General features: G+C 69.4%; 16 protein-coding genes. 9 read left to right on the forward strand and 7 right to left on the reverse strand.

What is annotated here, in order from left to right:
- The first annotated feature begins 238 nt into the window (after window positions 1–238).
- Window positions 239–427, forward strand: a complete 189-nt coding sequence (locus tag AXA68_RS14375; RefSeq protein ID WP_066418160.1) for a ribbon-helix-helix domain-containing protein — start codon at window positions 239–241, stop codon at window positions 425–427.
- Window positions 420–1,142: a queuosine precursor transporter gene (locus tag AXA68_RS14380; RefSeq protein ID WP_066418163.1), complete on the forward strand. Its 723-nt coding sequence runs from the start codon at window positions 420–422 to the stop codon at window positions 1,140–1,142. Before AXA68_RS14375 ends, AXA68_RS14380 begins: the two co-directional genes overlap by 8 nt.
- Window positions 1,143–1,161: 19 nt before the next feature.
- Here the strand turns inward: AXA68_RS14380 and AXA68_RS14385 are convergent, their stop codons facing one another.
- Window positions 1,162–2,199, reverse strand: coding sequence for a WD40/YVTN/BNR-like repeat-containing protein (locus AXA68_RS14385; protein WP_066418166.1), 1,038 nt, complete (start codon window positions 2,197–2,199; stop codon window positions 1,162–1,164).
- 79 nt (window positions 2,200–2,278) lie between these two features.
- On the opposite strand from AXA68_RS14385, the gene AXA68_RS14390 reads away from it, so the two are divergent.
- A complete protein-coding gene (locus AXA68_RS14390) occupies window positions 2,279–3,010 on the forward strand; it encodes a DUF5781 family protein (protein ID WP_066418168.1) in 732 nt (243 codons plus the stop codon).
- Window positions 3,011–3,221: 211 nt separating this feature from the next.
- Here AXA68_RS14390 and AXA68_RS14395 read toward each other — a convergent pair whose 3' ends face one another.
- A complete protein-coding gene (locus tag AXA68_RS14395; RefSeq protein WP_066418171.1) occupies window positions 3,222–4,592 on the reverse strand; it encodes a hemolysin family protein in 1,371 nt (456 codons plus the stop codon).
- A 102-nt stretch (window positions 4,593–4,694) separates the two neighbouring features.
- On the opposite strand from AXA68_RS14395, the gene AXA68_RS14400 reads away from it, so the two are divergent.
- The 3 genes from AXA68_RS14400 to AXA68_RS14410 all read left to right on the forward strand — a co-directional run bounded on the left by AXA68_RS14400 (window position 4,695) and on the right by AXA68_RS14410 (window position 6,214).
- Window positions 4,695–4,967, forward strand: coding sequence for a glutaredoxin family protein (locus tag AXA68_RS14400; protein WP_066418173.1), 273 nt, complete (start codon window positions 4,695–4,697; stop codon window positions 4,965–4,967).
- Window positions 4,967–5,476, forward strand: coding sequence for a redoxin domain-containing protein (locus AXA68_RS14405; protein WP_066418175.1), 510 nt, complete (start codon window positions 4,967–4,969; stop codon window positions 5,474–5,476). Before AXA68_RS14400 ends, AXA68_RS14405 begins: the two co-directional genes overlap by 1 nt.
- An 81-nt stretch (window positions 5,477–5,557) precedes the next feature.
- Window positions 5,558–6,214 carry an L-threonylcarbamoyladenylate synthase gene (locus tag AXA68_RS14410; protein ID WP_080505272.1) on the forward strand — a complete coding sequence of 219 codons (657 nt, stop codon included), beginning with the start codon at window positions 5,558–5,560 and terminating at the stop codon, window positions 6,212–6,214.
- 62 nt (window positions 6,215–6,276) lie between these two features.
- On the opposite strand, the gene AXA68_RS14415 is transcribed toward AXA68_RS14410, so the two are convergent.
- Window positions 6,277–6,543 (reverse strand): HAH_0734 family protein, encoded by a 267-nt coding sequence (locus AXA68_RS14415; RefSeq protein ID WP_066418181.1) that lies wholly within the window; start codon window positions 6,541–6,543, stop codon window positions 6,277–6,279.
- 309 nt (window positions 6,544–6,852) lie between these two features.
- Here AXA68_RS14415 and AXA68_RS14420 point away from each other — a divergent pair, with 309 nt between their 5' ends.
- Window positions 6,853–7,458, forward strand: a complete 606-nt coding sequence (locus AXA68_RS14420; protein ID WP_066418182.1) for a universal stress protein — start codon at window positions 6,853–6,855, stop codon at window positions 7,456–7,458.
- Window positions 7,459–7,476: 18 nt separating this feature from the next.
- Here AXA68_RS14420 and AXA68_RS14425 read toward each other — a convergent pair whose 3' ends face one another.
- Together AXA68_RS14425 and AXA68_RS14430 are read right to left on the reverse strand one after the other, a co-directional pair.
- Window positions 7,477–9,297, reverse strand: coding sequence for a ribosome biogenesis/translation initiation ATPase RLI (locus AXA68_RS14425; protein WP_066418184.1), 1,821 nt, complete (start codon window positions 9,295–9,297; stop codon window positions 7,477–7,479).
- A 1-nt stretch (window position 9,298) separates the two neighbouring features.
- The gene (locus tag AXA68_RS14430) at window positions 9,299–9,607 is read right to left on the reverse strand and encodes an EMC6-like membrane protein (RefSeq protein ID WP_066418189.1); all 309 of its coding nucleotides are present in this window, start codon (window positions 9,605–9,607) and stop codon (window positions 9,299–9,301) included.
- A 404-nt stretch (window positions 9,608–10,011) separates the two neighbouring features.
- Here AXA68_RS14430 and AXA68_RS14435 point away from each other — a divergent pair, with 404 nt between their 5' ends.
- Window positions 10,012–10,293: a MarR family transcriptional regulator gene (locus AXA68_RS14435; protein WP_066418190.1), complete on the forward strand. Its 282-nt coding sequence runs from the start codon at window positions 10,012–10,014 to the stop codon at window positions 10,291–10,293.
- Here the strand turns inward: AXA68_RS14435 and AXA68_RS14440 are convergent.
- Window positions 10,290–10,598, reverse strand: coding sequence for a DUF7536 family protein (locus AXA68_RS14440; RefSeq protein WP_449272153.1), 309 nt, complete (start codon window positions 10,596–10,598; stop codon window positions 10,290–10,292). The genes AXA68_RS14435 and AXA68_RS14440 overlap by 4 nt on opposite strands.
- A 243-nt stretch (window positions 10,599–10,841) precedes the next feature.
- On the opposite strand from AXA68_RS14440, the gene AXA68_RS14445 reads away from it, so the two are divergent.
- Complete coding sequence (locus tag AXA68_RS14445; RefSeq protein WP_066418192.1) at window positions 10,842–11,840, forward strand: NAD(P)-dependent oxidoreductase; 999 nt, start codon at window positions 10,842–10,844, stop codon at window positions 11,838–11,840.
- A 7-nt stretch (window positions 11,841–11,847) separates the two neighbouring features.
- Here the strand turns inward: AXA68_RS14445 and AXA68_RS14450 are convergent, their stop codons facing one another.
- Complete coding sequence (locus AXA68_RS14450; RefSeq protein ID WP_066418196.1) at window positions 11,848–12,663, reverse strand: DUF6663 family protein; 816 nt, start codon at window positions 12,661–12,663, stop codon at window positions 11,848–11,850.
- Window positions 12,664–12,778 lie beyond the last annotated feature (115 nt).

The following is a 12,778-nucleotide window of genomic DNA, read 5'->3' on the forward strand; positions in this document are numbered from 1 at the left end:
AGCGAGGCCGTCGAACCGACCCCGCTCCGGCGGCGAGTGCCCGCCGGACGTCCGTACCGACGAGTTACACTCCAGTTCCGCGCGTTCGATCATAAGGGCTTCGCTCCGCGGCGGGCGTGTCGTCGGCTCACACGGCGGAGCGGAACCGAACTCCGTGTGTCGGGATCGCGTGTGCCGGAACCGCGACCCGACCGCGCACTCGTCAGCGTTTTATATATTCCTCGGAGAATATCTCGGTATGCCCAAGATAAGCGTCGAGATCCCCGGCGAGCTGTTGGCGGACCTCGACGAACACGTCGGCGACGACGGGAAGTTCGTGAACCGCAGCGACGCGGTCCGGGCGTCGATCCGCAAGACGCTCGACACCCTCGACGAGATAGATGCGCGCCACGGCCGGCTGACCGACGAGGACGGCTCGGATGAGTAGCCGCTCCGCCGACACCGGACCCGAGCGCCTCCTCGCGGTCGATCCCTTCTCCCGGCCGGCGGTGGCGGCGGTGGGGCTCGTCGCGCTGTTCGTCACCGCGCTCGCGACCGCGCAGGTCACCGCCGCGAAGGTGCTCGCCCTGTCGCTCCCGGTCGCGCTGCCCGTGGTCGGCCCGCGGATACTGCTCCCCGGCGCGGCGCTGGCGTACGCGATCACCTTCTTCGCGTCCGACTGCCTGGCCGAGCTGTACGGCCGCCGGACCGCTCAGGTCGTCGTGAACGTCGGGTTCGCGATGAACTTCGTCGTGCTCGCGTTGGTGTGGTCGACGCTGGCCGCGCCGGGCGTCGACCCCGAGGTCGCCGCCGCCTTCGGGACCGCGCTCGGCCCGACGACCAACGTCGTCGCCGGCAGCCTGCTGGCGTACGTCGTCAGCCAGAACGTCGACGTCGTGCTCTTTCACGCGATCCGCGACCGGACCGGATCGGCCAACCTCTGGCTCCGCAACCTCGCGTCGACGGCGACGAGCCAGGCGATAGACACGGTCATCTTCGTGTCGGTCGCGTTCCTCGTCGCGCCGACGCTCCTCGGGGTCGGGAACGCGCTGCCGCTCGCCGCGGTCGGCGCGCTGATCGTCGGCCAGTACCTCCTCAAACTGCTGATCGCCGTGCTCGACACCCCGTTCGTCTACCTCGTCGTCGGCGCGGTCCGGGAGTAGCGGTCCGCTCGGAAACGGCTCACGCGACCGCGAGCGCCCGCGGGACTGCCTCCGGGAGGTCGGCCGGGACCCGATCGAACCGGTCGCCGCCGTCGACGGTTCGATAGAGCCCGTGGTTCGTGAGCGCCCAGAGTTCGCCGGTCACCGCTCCCGACGCCAGGACGGCCCGGTAGGTCCCCTCGCCGGTCGGGATCCCCCGGTCGTCGAGCCGTTCCCAGGCCGTCGCGTTCGGGTTCCGGCCCGCTCCGTCGCCGGCCTCTCCGTTGCCGCCTCCTCTCTCCCGTCGATACAGATAGGCCTCCCCGCGTCGGTGGGCGGCATTCGCGCCGGCGGCGGCGCTGACGAGGACGCGGTCGGGGTCGCCGGGGTCGACGGCGAGCCCCCACACGTAGCCGTGATCGAGCCCGTCGGCGACGACCTCGAAGGACCGTCCGCGGTCGTCGCTCTCGGCGTAGCCGTCGCCCGCGGCGACGTACACCCGGTCCGGGGCGTCCGGATGGGTCGCGATCGTGTGGGTGTCCCGGCGCGATCCCGGCGGACGGTCGGTCCACGTCGCGCCGCCGTCCGCCGTGACGAGCAGCGCCCCGGCCTCGATCCCGACGTACCACCGCTCGGGGTCGTCGGGACAGGCCTCGATCCACCGGACGTGGTGGGTGTCCGGGCGGGGCGGGAACGACCACTCCGACGCGGAGGGGACGTCGGTCATCCCCGTGACCGGCTCGACCGATCCGCCGCCGTCCGCGGTCCGGTAGAGCCGCGAGGGCTCGGTCCCGATCCACGCCGTTTCCGGGTCGTGCGGGCTCGTCGCGAGGGCGGTGACCGCGTCCGGGCCGGTGCCCTCGGGACCGACCGCGTCTCCGGCGATCCGTTCGAACGACTCGCCCGCGTCGAGAGAGCGGTGGAGACCGTCGTCGAACGTCCCCGCGAACACGCGCTCTCGAGCCTCCCGGTGGACCGTCACGCACTCGACCCGTCGTCCGTCGAGGCGGGTCTCGACGCGTCCCGTGTCGGGATCGACGACGCGGAGCCCGTCGGCGTAGGCCGCGTACGCGTTCATGCCCGTGAGAAGGGCGGGCGGGAACATAAGCGTGGACGCCGCAAGGGATTTACCACCCCACACCGTGGTAACGGTAAGCATGGATCTCCGCGTACAGGGGGACGTTCCCCCCGACCCGTTTCTCGGCGCCGCCGACCTGTTCGAAACCGAGTTCTCGCTCGACGACCCCGTCTACGTCAAGGTCCGGGACGATCCCGACGAGCGGACGTGGGCCGGCCACTACGCCGACCACCACGTCCTCAACGTCTCCCGACGCGCCGCCACGAGCGCGATGGCCCGCGAGCTGGCGGTCCACGAGCTCTCGCACATGGCCCGGTACGAGGAGGGCCACGCCTCACACCTCCAGTCGACCGAGGAGGCGCTCTACCTCGGGCTCGCCGGCGAGACCGTCGAGCGGCGCAAGCTCGCGCACTGTTACCAGATCGCGAATCACATGAAGGACATCTACGCCGACGACATCACGCTCTCGGTCGCGCCCGCCGACAAGCTGGTCGGCTTCCTCGAGTCCACGCTGGCGACGGCCGTCGCGGACCGGCCGGCCCCGGACCGGGCCGGGTCGCCGCCGGTGACCGCCGGGGCCGACCCGGACATCACGGCGGTGAACGCGGCGTTCGCGCTGGCGCTCGTCGAGCGGCACGACCTCGCGGAGCCGAGCCACCGCCTGTACGACCTCGCTCGTGCGGCCGAGAGCGACGCCGCGGACGTCGACGTCGACGGGTTCAAACGGCGGTTCCTGGACCTCGGCCCGGACCCGACGGAGAGCGCCTACCGGAAGGCGCTCGTCTCGGCCGCGCGCGCGTACGCCGTGTGACGAGACTGACTGACGCGTCGAGTGACGAGACTGACTGACGCGTCGAGTGACGAGACTGACTGACGCGTCGAGTGACGAGACTGACTGACGCGTCGAGTGACGAGACTGACTGACGCGTCGAGTGACGAGACTGACTGACGCGTCGAGTGACGAGACTGACTGACGCGTCGACGCCCACCTCCTCGGCAGCGTCGGCGCGCCGCCGGCCGCGTCAGTCCGCCTCGTCGGCCTGTAGCTCGTCCGAGTCGGCGGTCGACGGCTCGTCCGTCTCCTCGAGGACCGTGACTCGGGCCTTCATGATCCGCGTGTTGTCGACGCGTTCGATTCGGATCCGGACGCCGTCGAACTCGATCTGTTCGCCCTCCTCGACGAGCCGGCCCGCGCGGTTGAACACGAATCCCGCCAGCGTCTCGAACTCCTCGCCCTCGGGGAGGTCGATGCCGAGGATCTCGTTGACCTCGTCGATGTTGACCTCGCCCCGAACGAGCGCGACGTTGTCGTCGAGGAACTCGACGGGGGCGTCCTCGTCGCCCTCCAGGATCTCGCCGACGATCTCCTCGGCCATGTCCTCCAAGGTGATGATCCCCTCCGTCGTCCCGAACTCGTCGATGACGGTCACCATCTGGAGGCGGTTCTCCTGCATCTCCGCGAGCAGCTCGTCGGCGTTCTTCGACTCGGGGACGTGAAGCGTGGGCTTCACGACGCGCGCGAGCGACGGCTCCCCCTCGGAGTAGCGCAGCTCGCGGACCAGGTCGCGGACCGTGACGACGCCGACGATGTTGTCGAGGTTCCCCTCGAAGACGGGAACGCGCTCGTGGTCGGCGTGGATACACGTCTCGATCGCCTCCTCGACGCTGGACTCCTTCGCGACCGCCGTGACGTCGAGTCTGGGCGTCATCACCTCCTTGGCGATGGTGTTGTTGAACCGGAAGATGCGGTCGAGCATCTCGCGTTCCTCCTCCTCGATGACGCCCTCGCGCTCGCCCGTCTCGATGATGTCCTGGATCTCGTCGCGGGTGACGTAGGAGGTCTCGATCGCCGACCGGCCGCCGGTGACCTTGTTGACGACGCGCGTCAGGTAGTCGAAGAGGACGACGAGCGGGAAGAGGACGTACTCCGAGAGCTTCAGCGGACGGGCGATCCGGAGCGACCACGACTCGGTGTTCTCGACGGCGTACGACTTCGGTGCGCTCTCGCCGAACAGGAGGACGAGCGCCGTGATCCCGAACGTGGCGATGGTGACGGCCTGTCCCTGGCCGAACCCGAGATAGACGAGCAGTCCCGTCGAGATGGACGACATCGCGACGTTGACCATGTTGTTCCCGACGAGGATGGTGATGAGCAGGCGGTGTGGGTCGCTTTTCAGCGCCTGTACCGTCTCCGCTCCGGGGATGCCGTCCTCGACCAGGCTGTCGATCCGGTGTTGCGGGAGCGAGAACAGCGCGATCTCCGAGGAGGAGAAGAACGCCGACAGCGCGATCAACACGAGGATCGTGAGCGCGCCGAGGAGAGCCACAGTGGTGTCTCCCATCACCGGTAGCTGGAGCGGGCCGACTGTCAGCACGCTTGACGATAAGCCCATTATCGCCCCAGTTCCGTCGGCACGCAGTTAAAGGGTTACCTTCGAACGTCCAGGCGTGCCGCGGCCGACACGATTACCCCTCCCGCGGCCGAAGCGGGTGGTATGACGGACCCACAGATCACCCTGTACCGACTACAGGCGTGTCCGTACTGCGAGCGGGTCGTGCGAACGCTCGACCGCCTCGGCCTCGAGTACCGGTCGCGGTACGTCGAGCCGATGCACTCCGAGCGGAACGTCGTCAAGCGCGTCTCCGGCGCGCGGAGCGTTCCCGCGATCGTCGACCGGAACACGGGCGTGACCATGTCCGAGAGCGCCAACATCGTGGAGTACCTCGAGGGCACCTACGAGGGCGCCGGCGCGGCGGGGGGTGCCTGATGCCCGACTTCGACGTCGTCGAGCTCCCCGAGGCGGACCACGTGACGGCCGGCGAGACCGCCCCCGAGTTCACCCGGCCGCTCGTCGGCGAGGAGTTCTGGGAGGACCGCTCGCTGTCGGCGGTCGTCGACGGGCCGACGCTGCTCGTCTTCCACCCGATGGACGGCGCGTTCCAGACGACGTACGTCTACAACGAGATCGACGACCGCGGGTGGGCCGACGCGCTCTCCGTGTACGGCGTCTCGATCTCCTCGCCGTACGAGCACAAGGACCTGCTCGCCGAGCGCGGCGACGGGGTTCGAGTCTTCTCGGACCCGAGCGCGGACGTGATCGAGGCGTACGGCGTCGCCCACGACATCGACGGGATGGCGGGGATCACGGAGACGCGCCCGGCGGTCTTCCTGCTCGACGACGACCGCGTCGTCCGATACGCCTGGGTCGGGAGCGAACACCCCTCCTTCCCCGACTACGACGCGGTCGAGGCGGCGATCGACGACCTCCGCGACTGAGAGCCGACCCGCACGGCTCCGGGAGTCCCCCGAACGAGCCGACCCGCTATCCTTTTTCGATCCGAACGTCTACGCCGATCCGTGACCGACGACGCCGACACGGGTGCCGAGGACCGACGACTCGACGCCGACGGATCCCCCGACGTGGACCGCGAGTCCCTCCGCCGGGCCGCCGACGCGGTCGCGGCCGGCGAGCTCGTCGTCTACCCGACGGAGACGGTGTACGGGCTGGGCGCGAACGCCCTCGACCCGAACGCGGTCGAGCGAGTCTTCGAGACGAAGGGACGCGACCGCGACGACCCGCTCTCGCTCGGCGTCGCGAGCGTCGACGCCGCGTTGGGCCACACCCGACCGACCGCGCTCGCGACCGCGTTCTTGCGGGCGTTCCTGCCGGGACCGGTGACGGTCGTCGTCGAGCGGGACCCCGCGGTCCCCGACGCGCTGACCGGCGGCCGAGACCGCGTCGGCGTTCGCGTCCCCGATCACCCGATCGCCCGCGCGCTCCTGGAGGAGACGGGACCGCTGACCGCCACCAGCGCGAACGTCTCCGGATCCGGCAGCGTCACCCGCGTCGCGGACCTCGACGAGCGAGTGCGCGACCGGGCCGCGGCGGTGATCGACGGCGGCGAGACCTCGGGCGCCGAGAGCACGGTCGTCGACCCCGAACGCGGCGAGGTACACCGACGCGGCGCGATGGCCGGCGCGGTCGAGGCGTGGCTCGCGGACCCGCCGGTGTGAGATCGGGGGGAGAGACGACCGGAACGGGAGCCGAGAAGGGGATCGACGGCGTGGCCCGCCCGCTACACCGAGAGGTCGCCCGTCGCCTTGATCACGTCGAGCGCCTCGGCGTCGACGGTGTCGACGTCGAGCCAGTGGGGGACGTACTCGCGTTTCTCGTAGGCCTCGCGCTCGTCGGGGGTGCCGACGGTACACCAGAGCTGCGGCTCGTCGGGGCCGTGCCACCCGCCCTGCGTGCTGATCCCGAAACAGACCAGCTCCTCGCCCTCGTACTCGATGATCGCGTCCCGACGGATGCCGGGGTCACCGCGGACGATGAGGTGTTGCATGCTCCGAGGTTGGCGGGTTCATCGCTTAATCGCTTCGGTACGAGCGATCCGCCGTCGGGTGACCGACCCCGTCCCGGCGGCGGACGCCCGACGCGTATCCGCGTCGTATATTGTTCGATCACGAGTCGTTCGATCGCGATCGAAAGAGATCGCACGTTCAATTATCTCCCGATCACAATCATCGATCAGTCTCGAGAGGGGATAGATAATGATAATCGTCTATCCTGTCGAAAATCGTTAAGTGAGTCGGGAGCGGATCCTACGATAGAACGGGCGAGCGTCCATCGGACGGCCCGTCGACCACCGACCATGTCAGCAGACATCGACCCCGACGCGAGCCGCCACGGAGCAGAGCCGACCGTTCGGACCCCGGACGGGACGGGGATCGACGCGGCCGACCACGACCGCGACGCCGACGAGCGCGGGAGCCGCCCGGACCCCGCCGACGAGCCGGACGCCGACGCGGATCCGACCGCGGGGCCGGCCGCCGTCGGCCTCTTCGAGCGAGTGCTGGTCGTCACGGACGGCACCGACGTCGGCGAGGCGGCCGTCGAGGCGGGGATCGACCTCGCGGCCGCACACGGCGCGACCGTGGACGCGCTGTACGTCGTCGACACGACCGAGGCGTGGGACATGGTGGTCGAGCGCCGCGAGCGCGAGGGCGAGGCCGCCGTGGAGGCAGCCGAGGCCCGCGGTCGCGAACGCGGCGTCGACGTCGAGAAGCGGTTCCGCTACGGCACCGCCCACGAGGAGGTGCTCGACTTCGCCGACGCTCACGGGGTGGATCTCATCGTGCTCGGCTCGGCCCGCCGGACCGGGCTCGACCGGCTCGTTCACCCCGAACCGCTCCCGACGCGGGTTCAACGCGGCAGCTCGGTCCCCACGCTGGTGGTCGGCGTCGACGACGAACGCTGACCCGGGTCGGACTCGTCCCTAGGGCGCGTAGTAGTACTCGCCGTCGCGCTTCTGTTGCCGGTCCTTCTGTGAGTCCGGCTTGTTGATCCGCGGGCGGCCGGTCCGCTCGTCGCGTCGGAACGTGATGTCGAGGTCGGCGAGGAACTCGTTCATCCCCTCGCGCATCTCCTGCGGGCGGGTCGCGCGACCGCGCTCGGCGGGCTCGCCGTCGAACACCATGAGGCGGTCCGCGAGCAGGTCGATCATGTAGATGTCGTGGTCGATCACCAGCACGGTCGCGTCGTGGTTCTCCGCGTACCGGCGGATCGCGGTGGTCGCGCGCACCCGCTGTTCGACGTCGAGGTGCGCGGAGGGCTCGTCGAGCAGGTAGAGGTCGGCGTCCTCCGAGAGACACGCCGCGATGGCGACGCGCTGGCGCTCGCCGCCCGAGAGGTCGACGAGGTCCTGTTCCATGATCCGGTCGAGCTGGAGCGGTCCCGCGACCTCCGTGTTCCAGTAGGAGCTGCCGAACTCGTCGGTGATCGAGGAGAGGAACGCGTCGACCCGCATCGGCTGGTCGATCTCGATGTACTGCGGCTTGTACGCGATGTCGAGTTCGAACTCGAGCTCTCCGACATCGGGTTCCAGAGAGCCCGCGAACAGCTTCGCGAGCGTCGACTTCCCGATCCCGTTGGGACCGACGATCCCGAGCACTTCCCCTTCGTTGATCGTTCCGCCCTCGACGTGGAGTTCGAACTCGCCCTCGCCGTAGGACTTCTCGAGGTCCGGGTACTCCACGAGCGGCGTCCCCTTCGAGGAGACGCGCGGGGCGTGTTCCTCGAAGGTGATCGCGGAGGGGCGGATCCGCATGTTCTCGTTCTCGAGGTATCCCTTGAGATACTCGTTGATCCCGTTGCGGACCGACTTGGGGTCCGTGATGACCCCGTACGCACCCGGCTCCCCGTACGCGACGTGGAGGGTGTCGGCGAGCAGATCGAGGATCGCCAGGTCGTGTTCGACCACGAGCATCGACCGCTCGGATCCGGGGTCGTTCGCCAGCTCCTGGATCAGCCGCGCCGCGACCATCCGCTGGCCGATGTCGAGGTACGGCGTGATCTCGTCGAGGAAGTAGAAGTCGGCGTCGCGCGCCAGACACGCCGCGATCGCGACGCGTTGGAGCTCGCCGCCGGAGATCGAGTCGATGTCCTGGTCCATCACCGGGCGGATGTTGAGCCGGTCGATGAGGTCGTCGAGCACGCCGCGCTCGTCGGTGCGCTCGAGGAGGTCACGGGTGTTGCCGTCGAACTGCTTGGGGATCTGGTCGACGTACTGGGGCTTGCGCGAGACCGTCACGTCGTCGGCCTCCAGCGCGGCGAGGTAGTTCTGGAGGCCCGTCCCGCGGAAGCGGTCGAGGACGCGCTCCCAGTCGGGCTCCGTCTCGTGGTCGCCGAGGTTCGGGACCCGCTCGCCCGCGAGCGCGTGGACCGCCGTCGACTTCCCGATCCCGTTGGGGCCCAGGATGCCGGTGACCTTTCCGGGCTCGGGGGTCGGGAGCCCGTACAGCGCGAACGCGTTCTCGCCGTACCGGTGGACGGGGTCCTCCTCGAGCTCGGAGGGGAGGTTGATGATCTCTATCGCGTCGAAGGGGCACTTCTCGACGCAGATGCCGCAGGTCTCGCCGAGACAGATCTCCTCGGAGATCCGGATCTGGTCGGGGTCGCCCTCCTCGGCGTCCTCGCCGCGCTCGGTGATACACTCCTTTCCCGTCCGGTTCGGCGGGCAGTAGTTCGCACACTCGTAGTTACATCGGTCGGGCTGGCACCGATCCAGGTCCACGACCGCGATGCTGTCGTCGGCCATCTCAGAACGTCACCGTCGAGGTGAGAAGCACCGTGTAGCTGATGAACCACAGCGTGAACGTCATGAACGCCACGTAGAAGTTGTCCTTGATGCCGAAGTCGGCGATGTCGACGCCGAAGACGCTGTACACCGGGTACTGGAGGAACACGAACGCGCCGAGCACCACGAGCGCCATCGTGTCGGCGGCGGCGGCGGGATCGGTCCCGACGTAGACGGCCGACACCACGCCCGCGGCGATCCCCGCGAGACAGCAGATCGTGGTGACGACCACGCTCCGGGCGTGCCCGGAGATCCCCGATTCGTCGCTCATACGTACGGATCCGCGATCGCCAGTGAAAAACCGTTCGTTCCGCTCACGTCCCTCCGGCCGTCGATCCGACCGCGTCCCGTCCGGGGGCCCGTCCGCTCGCGCCCCGTTCGTCGCCACACCCGTCCCGAACGTATCAGATCGCGTACTTTCCGATCGGGACGACGAGCACGCCGGATCGAACCGGGATCGATCCGGAGGTCGCCGCCCGTCGGATCGGAGATATCCTACCGCGCGGCGAGCGCGCGCGAGGCGAGATCGCTGACTGACTGGTCAGTCCATCGGCGGGTTTGCGGCATGAATGTCCGGATCTTGGACGGAGAACCAGCAATAAACGCCGATAAGACGGACGAGATCGGGGGTGTTGTATCAACATTTATGCCCGTGTGCGGTTTCGGTTCATAGCGATGGCTGGAACCCAAACGGAGGGTCTCGACGACCTCCCGCCGAGCGCCAAACTCGTCTTCAAGGTGCTCGAATACAACGGACCGCTGACACAGAAAGGGATCGTTCAGGAGTCGATGCTGTCGGCCCGGACCGTGCGCTACGCGCTCGAACGGCTCGAAGGGATCGACGTCGTCGACGAGGACGTCTACTTCGCGGACGCCCGACAGAACCTCTACAAGCTCACCGAGCCCGCCCAGGAGTTCACGAGCGAGGAGCGGGATGCCTCCTGTACGGCCGATTAACGCCGCCCCTCCCTCCCGACCGATCTGGCACCCCGAACCGCCTCGAACGCCGTGAGCGCTATCGCGACCAGAAGTGCCGACGTGGCCGCGAACACGAACGCCAGGAGACCGAACCAGACGTCGGGCCCGACCACCGGGTACTCGCGGACCTCCACCAGCGGACCGAGGAGTTCCAGCGCGCGCGTGAGGTACAAAAGGACCGCCAGCGACGCCCCGACCGCGAGTCCGACGCGGACGTTCCGGTAGAACGCCAGAGACTCGAGGAGGACGAGCATCGGGGGCTTGTCCGTCGTGTCGTCGCTCACGCGTTCCCGTAACCGCTACACTCGCAAAGAGCCGTCGGAACGGGACCGCCGGTTGACTCGAGACCGCCGATCGACTCGGAGCCGCCGGTCGGCTCGGGACCGCCGGCCGACTTCGTATCCAGACCAACCGCCGGTGACCCCTCCGCGGCCGGACGGCGGATACGTCACCGTCGATCGTCTTATTTTCTCCGTGTCGATTCGCGTACCCAACGGGACTAAGGCGGTCTCGACCGATCGGGGGGTATGAGACGCGTGCTTCTCTCGGCGTCCTCGATGATCGATCCCGACGCGTTCCGGGCGCTCCTCAGGGACGCCGTCGACGAGCCGGTCGAGATCGAGGTCGCTCGGCTCGGGTCGACGGAGCGACTGATCGAGGCCGGATCGGGATTCGAGGACGGTTCGGGGTTCGACGCCGTCGTGGTCGACGTACACACCCCCGTGTCCGCCGAGGCGATCGACGCGCTCGGGAGGAGCCTCGACGCGATCGTCCGCGCGGCGGTCGGGGTCGACGACGTCGACGTCGCGGCCGCGGCCGACGCCGGGGTGACGGTGACGCGGGTGCCGGAGTACTGTACGAAGGAGGTCGCGACGCACTCGCTCTCGCTGCTCTTCGCCTGCCTCCGGTCCGTGACGGAGTACGACGACGCGGTGGCCGACGGTCGCTGGAGATGGGAGGTGGGACGCCCGATCCGGCGGGTGAGCGAGTCCACGGTCGGGCTGCTCTCGTTCGGACCCATCGCGAGGCGGGCCGCGGAGCAGCTCTCGGGGTTCGGCGCGGAGCTTCTCGCGTACGACCCGTTCGTCGACGGCGACCGGATGGACGACCGCGGCGTCGAGAAGGTCGGATTCGAGGCCTTGTTCGATCGGAGCGACCACGTCGCGGTGTACGCCCCGCTGACCGAGTCGACCCGGGGGATCGTCGACGCCGACGCGCTCTCCCGGCTGTCGGCTCACTCCGTCGTGGTGAACGTGGGACGCGGCCCGGTGATCGACGCCGACGCGCTGCTGGAGGCGCTGGAGGCGGACGCGATCAAGGCCGCGGGCCTCGACGTGCTCGCGGAGGAGCCGCCGGACGACGACCCGCTCGTCGGCCGCGACGACACGGTCGTCACGCCGCACGCCGCCTGGTACAGCGAGGACGCTCGCGAGGATCTGAACCGGAGCGCCGCCGACGACGTCGCCGCCGTCCTCAACGGCGAGGTCCCCGACGGCCGCGTCGATCCCGACGCGGACTGGCTGTGAGCCGGACTCACAGCCGGTCGGTGAGGTCGAACTCGTCGTCGGCGTCGCTTTCGCCGTCGGCGTCGCTCTCGCCATCGGCGGCGGCGTCGAGGTCGTCGTCGGACTCCTCGCCCCCGGTCGTCCCGATCGTGTCGACGCCGGCCGACTCCAGTCCCGCGGCCAGCCCGTCGCCGAGCCCGTAGGTGTCCCGGATCGTGCGCGCGAGCACCCCGTCGCGCTCGAAGACGACGTAGACGGCGACGAAGTCGTGGTCCGCCGGCCGGAGCACGAACACCTCGCGGGGCGCGTCGTCCCCCCGCGTCTCGTTGACCCGATCGACGAGCGGCTCCACGGGGATCCGGGCCGCGCGAAGCTCCTCGAACGTGTCGGTCCCGGGGGCGTCGGCGAACAGGTAGAGCGCGCCGTTCGGCTCCCCGTCGGTCGAGCGCGTCGTGACCGATCCCACCGCCTCTCCCTCGGCACGGATCCCCTGCCACGCGTCGACGGCGGCCTCGAACATCCCCTCGACCCCGTCGGCGAACCGGAACCGACTCTCGCGGACGGTCGTCACCTCGGCGAACCGGGCGGTGCCGTCCGTCCACTCCAGCGTCGCGTCGACGACGGCTCCGGGATCGAGACCGGCGACCCGATCCGCGAGTTCCCCCTCGTAGCCGGTCGCGGTCGCGTACAGCGGGTCGTACGCCTCCGCGGCGTCCGGATCGGTCGGGTCGATCGGCTCCTCGGGCAGTTCGACGAGGACGAACTCGGCGGGGCCGTCGCCGCCGTCGACGGGGCGCGGGCGGCGGTCGTGGACGCGGAACCGGCCGGTCGTCGTCGGGTTCATACCGACGGAACGGACGGTCGGCGGATAAGGCGGTCGGAATCGGTCCGGTCCGCCCGTGGGACCCGTCGCCGAAACCGACGGTTCGGTCCGGATCCGTGTCGTTATGGGGTCGGCT

Source organism: Halorubrum aethiopicum (assembly GCF_001542905.1).
Classification (GTDB): Archaea; Halobacteriota; Halobacteria; order Halobacteriales; family Haloferacaceae; genus Halorubrum; species Halorubrum aethiopicum.

Bases quoted from the DNA above. Each gene is read 5' to 3' on its own strand.
- AXA68_RS14420 (WP_066418182.1), top strand. From the start codon at position 6,853: ATGTCAGCAGACATCGACCCCGACGCGAGCCGCCACGGAGCAGAGCCG.
- AXA68_RS14430 (WP_066418189.1), bottom strand. From the start codon at position 9,607: ATGAGCGACGAATCGGGGATCTCCGGGCACGCCCGGAGCGTGGTCGTC.
- AXA68_RS14450 (WP_066418196.1), bottom strand. From the start codon at position 12,663: ATGAACCCGACGACGACCGGCCGGTTCCGCGTCCACGACCGCCGCCCG.
- AXA68_RS14375 (WP_066418160.1), top strand. From the start codon at position 239: ATGCCCAAGATAAGCGTCGAGATCCCCGGCGAGCTGTTGGCGGACCTC.
- AXA68_RS14395 (WP_066418171.1), bottom strand. From the start codon at position 4,592: ATGGGCTTATCGTCAAGCGTGCTGACAGTCGGCCCGCTCCAGCTACCG.
- AXA68_RS14380 (WP_066418163.1), top strand. From the start codon at position 420: ATGAGTAGCCGCTCCGCCGACACCGGACCCGAGCGCCTCCTCGCGGTC.
- AXA68_RS14385 (WP_066418166.1), bottom strand. From the start codon at position 2,199: ATGAACGCGTACGCGGCCTACGCCGACGGGCTCCGCGTCGTCGATCCC.
- AXA68_RS14435 (WP_066418190.1), top strand. From the start codon at position 10,012: ATGGCTGGAACCCAAACGGAGGGTCTCGACGACCTCCCGCCGAGCGCC.
- AXA68_RS14415 (WP_066418181.1), bottom strand. From the start codon at position 6,543: ATGCAACACCTCATCGTCCGCGGTGACCCCGGCATCCGTCGGGACGCG.
- AXA68_RS14405 (WP_066418175.1), top strand. From the start codon at position 4,967: ATGCCCGACTTCGACGTCGTCGAGCTCCCCGAGGCGGACCACGTGACG.
- AXA68_RS14445 (WP_066418192.1), top strand. From the start codon at position 10,842: ATGAGACGCGTGCTTCTCTCGGCGTCCTCGATGATCGATCCCGACGCG.
- AXA68_RS14400 (WP_066418173.1), top strand. From the start codon at position 4,695: ATGACGGACCCACAGATCACCCTGTACCGACTACAGGCGTGTCCGTAC.
- AXA68_RS14425 (WP_066418184.1), bottom strand. From the start codon at position 9,297: ATGGCCGACGACAGCATCGCGGTCGTGGACCTGGATCGGTGCCAGCCC.
- AXA68_RS14390 (WP_066418168.1), top strand. From the start codon at position 2,279: ATGGATCTCCGCGTACAGGGGGACGTTCCCCCCGACCCGTTTCTCGGC.